General features: G+C 57.7%; 7 protein-coding genes. 3 read left to right on the forward strand and 4 right to left on the reverse strand.

Features of this window, described 5'->3' with window-relative positions:
- From ACWPM9_RS09950 to ACWPM9_RS09960, 3 genes are read left to right on the forward strand one after another with little or no spacing between them, the layout of a single operon-like run.
- Complete coding sequence (locus ACWPM9_RS09950; RefSeq protein WP_484755000.1) at positions 1-1,152, forward strand: branched-chain amino acid ABC transporter permease; 1,152 nt, start codon at positions 1-3, stop codon at positions 1,150-1,152.
- A 4-nt stretch (positions 1,153-1,156) separates the two neighbouring features.
- The gene (locus ACWPM9_RS09955) at positions 1,157-1,930 is read left to right on the forward strand and encodes an ABC transporter ATP-binding protein (protein WP_428186801.1); all 774 of its coding nucleotides are present in this window, start codon (positions 1,157-1,159) and stop codon (positions 1,928-1,930) included.
- A 20-nt stretch (positions 1,931-1,950) separates the two neighbouring features.
- On the forward strand, positions 1,951-2,697 hold the full coding sequence (locus ACWPM9_RS09960) for an ABC transporter ATP-binding protein (RefSeq protein WP_484757640.1): 747 nt from the start codon (positions 1,951-1,953) through the stop codon (positions 2,695-2,697).
- Between the two features lie 120 nt (positions 2,698-2,817).
- Here ACWPM9_RS09960 and ACWPM9_RS09965 read toward each other — a convergent pair whose 3' ends face one another.
- The 4 genes from ACWPM9_RS09965 to ACWPM9_RS09980 form a co-directional block, all read right to left on the reverse strand.
- Positions 2,818-4,449, reverse strand: a complete 1,632-nt coding sequence (locus ACWPM9_RS09965; RefSeq protein WP_484755001.1) for an amidohydrolase — start codon at positions 4,447-4,449, stop codon at positions 2,818-2,820.
- 77 nt (positions 4,450-4,526) lie between these two features.
- Entirely contained in the window at positions 4,527-5,330 is an 804-nt protein-coding gene (locus tag ACWPM9_RS09970) for an ABC transporter permease (protein WP_484755002.1), read from the reverse strand.
- A gap of 4 nt (positions 5,331-5,334) precedes the next feature.
- Positions 5,335-6,258, reverse strand: coding sequence for an ABC transporter permease (locus ACWPM9_RS09975; protein WP_428186798.1), 924 nt, complete (start codon positions 6,256-6,258; stop codon positions 5,335-5,337).
- Positions 6,259-6,265: 7 nt separating this feature from the next.
- Positions 6,266-7,384: an ABC transporter substrate-binding protein gene (locus ACWPM9_RS09980; protein ID WP_428186797.1), complete on the reverse strand. Its 1,119-nt coding sequence runs from the start codon at positions 7,382-7,384 to the stop codon at positions 6,266-6,268.
- Positions 7,385-7,581: the final 197 nt, after the last annotated feature.

Below are 7,581 nucleotides of genomic sequence, written 5' to 3' on the forward strand. Positions count from 1 at the left end.
ATGTTTGCAAATCTCTCGCGTCGTGACTGGATCATGTTCCTGGTGTTTTCCGCCGTGGTTCTGGCCGCTCCCATTCTCTTCAAGCCGCTGGGTGCTGCCTATCCGGCGCTGTTGCAGAAATTCTGTATCTTCGGGATTTTCGCGATCGGCTTCAATATTCTGTTCGGCCTCACCGGCTACCTTTCGTTCGGTCACGCTGCCTTTCTGGGCGTCGGGTCCTATGCGGCAGTCTGGTCGTTCAAGCTGTTTACGATGAATGTGATCCCGTCGATCCTGATGTCGGTGGTGTTTGCCGCCATCTTTGCAGCCGTGATCGGCTTTGTCAGCCTCAGGCGGTCGGGTATCTACTTCTCGATCCTCACGCTGGCCTTTGCGCAGATGTGCTATAATCTGGCCTATTCGGTGCTGACGCCGCTCACCAACGGAGAAACGGGACTGCAATTGTCCCTTCGCGATCCGCGGGTGATCGATGCGATGTTCATCACGCCAGGAGCTGGACTGCCGCGCACCAATTTGTTTGGCATGGATATTTCAGGCGGCGGTCTGGGCGGATTTTACTTTACCGCTGTTATCCTGATCGTCGGCTTCTTCATCGCCATGCGCATTTTCCGTTCGCCTTTCGGAATGATGCTCAGAGCGATCAAGTCCAACCAGACCCGCATGCGCTATACTGGCTTCAACACGCGGCCCTATCTGCTGACGGCCTTCATCATTTCCGGCATCTATGCAGGGGTTGCAGGTTCGCTGATGGCGGCAACCGATCCGCTGGCCGGTGCCGAACGTCTGCAGTGGACGGCGTCCGGTGAAGTGGTCCTGATGACCATTCTGGGCGGTGTTGGGACGTTGATCGGCCCGGTGGTCGGTGGCGTTGTGATCAAGTATTTCGAAAACATCTTCTCGTCGTTCAACGATGCCACCCTGCATTCGGCGTTCAGCTTTCTGCCGGAATTCATCGAAAAACCGGTGGTCGGCATCCTGTCGTTGTTCGTTGGGGAAGGGTGGAGCCTGACGCTGGGTGTGGTGTTCATGCTGATCGTCATCTTCCTGCCGGGTGGCATCATGGAAGGCGTGCGCCGTCTCGCCAACCTGTTTGGCAAGGGCGGAGACGGTGACAAGAAGGCCATAAGCGGCCATGCGCAGCCGGCGGAGTGAGACAATGACGACATCCGACAAGAATATCGTCCTGCATGTCGCGGACGTCCACAAGAGCTTCGGCGGTCTGAGAGCGCTTTCCGATGTCGACCTTCAGGTCGAGGAGGGAAAGGTCCATGCCATCATCGGGCCGAACGGCGCCGGAAAGTCGACACTGCTCAATGTCTGCATCGGGCGTATCAAGCCGGACAGGGGACATGTGGTCTTCAATGGCAATACGCTGGATCGCCATGCGCCGCATGAGATCAACCAGCTCGGCGTGAGCCGTGTGTTTCAGACGCCGGAGATCTTTCCGGATCTGTCCCTGCTCGACAATGTCATGATCCCGGCCTTCGCCAAGCGGGACGGTGCGTTTCGGTTCAATGCCATGAGAGGTTTGTCCGGAGAGAAAGATATCCGCGAAGAGGCGGAGTTCACGCTTCAGGATATCGGATTGTTCGAGCGTCGCTTTGACGAGGCGGGCTCGCTCTCGCGTGGCGACAAGCGGCGACTGGAGCTGGCCATGTGCCTGATCCAGAAGCCCAAGCTTCTGCTGCTGGACGAGCCGACGGCCGGCATGGCGCGGCACGATACCAATATGACCATCGAGCTTTTGAAGCGCATCAAGGCGCGCGGCATGACCAAGGTCATCATCGAGCACGACATGCATGTGGTGTTCTCGCTGGCCGACAAGATCAGTGTTCTTGCGCAGGGACGCATTATCGCCGAAGGTTTACCGGAGGAGGTGCGCGGCAATCCCAAGGTCAAAGAAGCCTATCTGGGGGAGGCGCATGAATGAATGTTGTGGCTCATAACACCATGACGACGGGAGAGGTGAAAACCGTGCAGGCTGCCGACGACAAACCGTTTTTCAGCGTTAGAGATATCCATTCCTGGTATGGCGAATCCTATATCGTTCAGGGCGTCTCCTTCGATATCAACAAAGGTGAGATCCTGTCATTGCTCGGCCGCAACGGCGCAGGCAAGACGTCGACCCTGCGCACATTGGCGCGTGCCGACAGTCCGGCACTCAAGAGTGGCGAGATCTGGCTCGACGGAGAGCCTTTGCACAATATGAAGGCCTTTCAGGCAGCCCAGGCGGGCGTGCAGCTTGTGCCCGAGGACCGGCGTATCATTGGTGGGTTGACGGTGGAGGAAAATCTTGTCCTCGCACAGGTCTCAGGGCAAATTGGATGGACGCTGGAGAAGATCTACGATCACTTCCCGCGCCTTGCCGAGCGGCGCATGCAGGAGGCCACGACCATGTCCGGCGGCGAGCAGCAGATGCTGTCGGTTGCCCGTGCATTGGCGCGCGATATCAAGATCCTGTTCCTGGACGAGCCCTATGAGGGACTGGCGCCGGTTATCGTGCAGGAGATCGAAAAGATCGTCCGGCAGATCCGCGATCTCGGCATTACGACGATCATCGTCGAGCAAAACGCAGTGGCGGCCCTTCGGCTGTCCGACAAGGCTGTGATCATGGATACAGGCACCGTGGTCTTTGCCGGTTCCGCCAGGGAAGTTCTCGACAATGAAGAGCTTCGCAATGAATATCTGGCGATCTGAAGCCATCGTCACAGACTGACAGTTTATCCCGGAGAGGGGATTTGGGGCCCGGCATTGCCGGGCTCTTTTTTGTGCGTATCAGAGGCTGGAGCACGCGTCTCCAATCACGTGTGTATGGTTTTATGAAAAATTCTCCGCCCGGTGAACTTCCTTGCCGCCAAGCAGGGTCAGAAGCACTTGCGTATCGCCGATCTCGTAGACATCGCAGTGGAAAATATCGCGATCGAGGATGATCACATCGGCGTATTTTCCCACCGACAGCGAACCCGTATCGCGGGCACGCCAGGCTGCTTCGGCAGCATGCGTTGTGTAGCCCTTCACGCATTGCTCTCGTGTCAGGCGTTGTTCGGGCAGGAATGGCTCGACATTGCTTTTGCGCTTGCGCGGCTGGCGGGTAATGGCCGTTTCCATGATCTTGAACGGATTGAGCGTGGAAACGCCCCAGTCGCTCGATAGCGCATAGGGCGCACCGGCATCGATCAACGAGCGGAAGGCATACATGTATTTCGTCCGCTCCGGCCCCATCATCGGCGCAGCACAATCCGTCACAGAAGGCTCGTTGCGCGCCCAAAGGGTCTGGATATTGGCAACGACGCCCAGTTCATGGAAGCGCGGAATATCGTCTGGATGGATGGCCTGTATGTGGGCGATCTGATGCAGGCTTGGCCAGGCGCCATTGGCTTTGCGCGCCGTCTCCATGCCGTCGAGCGCTGCGCGCACGGCGCCGTCACCGATCGCGTGGACATGGATCTGGAAACGGGCGGCATCGAATGCCGTGAAGAGTTCCTTGACCTGTTCATACTCGAACATCAGCGGGTAATTTCCTCCGGCCTCATCGCTATAGTCATCGATCATCACGGCCGTGCGGTTTTCAAACACGCCATCGAGGAAGAATTTCGCCGAGTGGATCCGATACATCTCTGTATCGTTTTCGCGACGCAAGGCCTCGACGCGGGCAAGGGCTTTTGCCGTATCTTCTTCCGGCAATACCTTGGCGGTAGCGCAGATGCGGACACTCAGTTCACCCGCGGCCTCCAATGACCGGTAGACGCGTGCGTGGCGCTCATTGACCGAGGCGTCCAGCACGCCGGTAATGCCATGGCTGTTGGCGTGGGCCTGGGCAAAGCGAACACCGTCGGCGAAATCCTCGTCGCTGGGTGCCGGCATCCGCTCCTTGGCCCAGTCGATTGCGTCTTCATAGAGAAGCCCGGTTGGAACGCCATCGGCATCCAGAACGAAATGGCCGCCGGGAGGATCGGTGATGCCTTTTGCAATGCCGAGCAACTCGCAGGCCTTTGTGTTCATGCAGGCATTGTGCCCATCTGAGGCCAGGATATAGCACGGTCGGTCTGCGACGGCTTCGTCCAGCACCTGACGCGTCAGGTTGTGTTCGGTAAAGATGCCGGAATACCAGCCGACGCCATTGACCCATTCGGCATCGGTGCCAGCTGCCCACTCGCGCAAAACGGCTTGCAACGCTTCCACGGTTTCGCAGCCATCGAGATTGGCGTTTTTTCCATATTCGAAGCCGCTATCCTGAAGATGAAGGTGAGTGTCCTGAAATCCGGGCAGGACGAGCTGACCGCCGGCATCTATCACTTTGGTGTCGGGTCCGGCCAATGAGGCGATTTCTTCTGCTGATCCCAGTGCTGCGATGCGGCCGGCCGATATGGCGAGTGCCGCGACACGCGGCGTCAACGGATCCATGGTGACGATATCGCCATTGGTAACGATCAGATCAGGTGCCGTCATGGACGTTTGCCTTTCAGTGGGCATGCAGGGTGCGGACCGGCCTTAAAGACCGGTCGTTTCGCTCGGGTTGTCGGATCCTAAACGTCGGTAGCAGATAGCTGCGCTCCGCCCCGCCGTCGCAACAGTTCGGCGGCAACCGCCAAAATGGTGGAGGCAATCAGAATCAGCGAACCGAGTGCCAGCACAGAGGGGAGTTTATTGGGAAAGCGCAGCTGGCCATAGAGAAAGACCGGAAGTGTCGGCTGGGTCCCCGACAGGAAGAATGCCATCACGAATTCATCAAAGGAGGTGACAAAGCACATCAGCAGGCTGGAGATGACGGCTGGCATCACAAGCGGCAGCGTGACCCTGCGAAACGTGCCCCAGCTTCCTTCGCCCAGATCATAGGAGGCTTCCTCCAGGCTGCGATCGAGCCCTTCTAGCCGTGCCATCAGGACCATCACGGAGAAGGGCAGGCAGAGGAAGATATGGGCAATCATGATGGTCCAGAGCGACAGGTTGATGCCCAGAACCTTGACCATCAATACCAGGAATGCGACCGCGAAAATGATCGAGGGAACGATCAGCGGCAGCATGATGGTGCCCAGAAGAAAATTGCTGGCCGGCAGTTTCTTTCGCGACAATGTGATGGCGGCAACCAGCCCCAGCGCCGTCGCTGTTACCGATGCAATGACGCCCACCATCAGGCTGTTGCCGAGCGCATCCAGCATGGACCTGTTGTCGGCCATCGCCACATAGTGCTTCAGGGTAAAGCCCTTTAGCGGGAAGATGGCGAAGGTGTTGTCATTGAACGAAAAGAGCGGCAACAGCACGACGGGTGCATAGAGAAAGACCGTGAAGACGAGCGCATAGGCGGTAAAGCCATCGAAAGATTTCTTCATGTTCTCAGGCGCTCCGTTCGCGCATTTTCTTGTAGCCGACCGCCCAGAGGAAAAGTCCACTGACGCCGATGGTGAATACCAGCATCGCGACAGAGACGGCAGCACCGAGCGGCGCATTGTCCTGCTTGAAGAACAGCGCCTGAATGACGTTGCCGATCATGCTGCCGCCGGGACCGCCCACCAAGGTCGGTGTCACGTAATCGCCGACGGTTGGAATGAAGACCAGCAGAGATGCCGACACGACGCCGGGCAGAGAGAGCGGCAGGGTGATGCGGCGAAAGCGCCGCCATTTGCTATCGCCAAGATCGGTCGCGGCCTCAAGTAGCGAGCGATCGAGCTTTTCCAGCGAGACATAGATTGGCAAAATGGCAAATGTGACCCAGGCATGGGCGAGTGTGAGCACCACGGCCGCCGGGTTATAAAGCAGGAACGAGAGTGGTTCCCTGATGATACCGAGGCTCATCAGGCCGCTGTTGATGGCCCCGTTATAGCCCAGCACAATCTTCCAGGCGAATATGCGCAGCAGATAGCTGGTCCAGAATGGAATGCTGATCAGGATAAGCCATACGACCTTGTGCTTTGTCACCCTGAAGGCGAGGAAATAGGCCATTGGGTAGGCCATCAAAATGACCGAGGTCGTGGCCGCAAGCGACATGATCAGCGATTTGACCAGAAGGACAGCCGGAACCGGATATTGAAGCGGGAAGGGGATGCCCATCCACACCGTTGCCCGGTCGCTCGGCTCAATCAGCTTCCAATAATTGTCGAAGGTGAATGCCGGCAGGATGTCGAACCCCTGCTGGCGCCAGAAGCTCATCACCAGAAGAATGATAAGCGGAGCGGCAAGCAGGAGGAATATGCCGGCAGCAATAGCGGAACGTGCCGCTAACGCCGGTCCGGCAGATGCAGTCTTGCGATATAAAGTCATGACACCCTTAAAGTTTGAGCGCCTTGATCTGCTCCCAGGCCTCCGTCTGTTCGTTGACAACAGCGCTGGGCTGCGGCTCGAACAGGGTCGCGCTTTTCATGAATTCGACCGGATCGGTGATGCCCATGGCTTCCACCTGTTTGGGATCTGCAGCTTCGAACGACTTCATGTTGGAATGGCCATAGCCGGAGCCTTCAATCAGCAATTTGCCAGTCTCCGGCGACAGCCATGCATCGATGAAGTCATAGGCAAGCGCCGGATCGGCCTTGCCGCTATTGAGAATGGTCAGACCGCAGAACCATGTGAAATAGCCTTCCTTTGGCCTGGCATAGGCAATATTGATGCCTTCGCCCTTGAGGTTCTTGACTGCGTCGTTCCAGGCATAGGCCGCAACAATCTCGCCTGAGGCAAGCGCCTGCTGCACTTCAGTCTGATCGCCGCCGAGGAAGCGGCTGTTGCGCACGGCCTTTGCGGCAAAATCGAGCGATGCCTGAAGCTCCGTGCCGGTCAAAAGATTGGCCTGCTTGTAGGGCATGCCCTTGACCATGGCCCCGAGTGCAATGACCAGCGGATCGTCGAGCAGGGCGACTTTACCCTCGAAGGCATCGTCGAAGAAGATCGACCAGCTCTCGCCATCCTTGAAGGCGTCGCCGATCAGATCTGGACGGTAGATGATCGAAGACGAGCCCCAATCTGCCGGCACCATGACGACGTTGCCGTCGACGACGACGCCGTTGGCCGTCTGCAGTTCCGGAAAGACATCCTTCCAGTTGGAGAGCTTGGCGGTATCGACCGGGACGGTGAGGCCCGCCTCGACGAAGCGTCCCACGGAATAGTTGCAAGGGTGCATCATGTCGGCGTTGAAGCCGGCACGGACCTTGGCAAGCGCTTCTTCCTCGCCGGAAAAGGTGGAGAAGTTCGGCGTGCCATGCTTCGATTCAAACGGCGAAAAATAGGCGGGATCGTCGAAGCCTGCCCATTCCATGCAGGTGAGTACCTCTGCGGCCTGCGCTCCCGGAGGCTTGATCGCCATGCCAACGCCGAAAGCGGCTGCTGCCTTGAGTGCGTCGCGGCGCGAGATGCGACCGGTGGCAAGGCTGTCAATAAAACTGGTGCGACGCATCATATTCCCCTTGGTGATTTTGGATGGTCATTCAATGGCGGAATTAACTACCTCCGTGATTTCGCTGTCAATTGGGAAAATGGCGGCCGTAAGAACAATCGTTCTTTGCTTTAAAATACTGATTTCGTGACCTTAATTCTCTCCCTGCAATCGCCGCTATCCGCTCGCTATGTGTCATAGCGGTTTGGTTGCGGATCGAG

The sequence above is a fragment of the Agrobacterium sp. H141 genome, assembly GCF_057158725.1.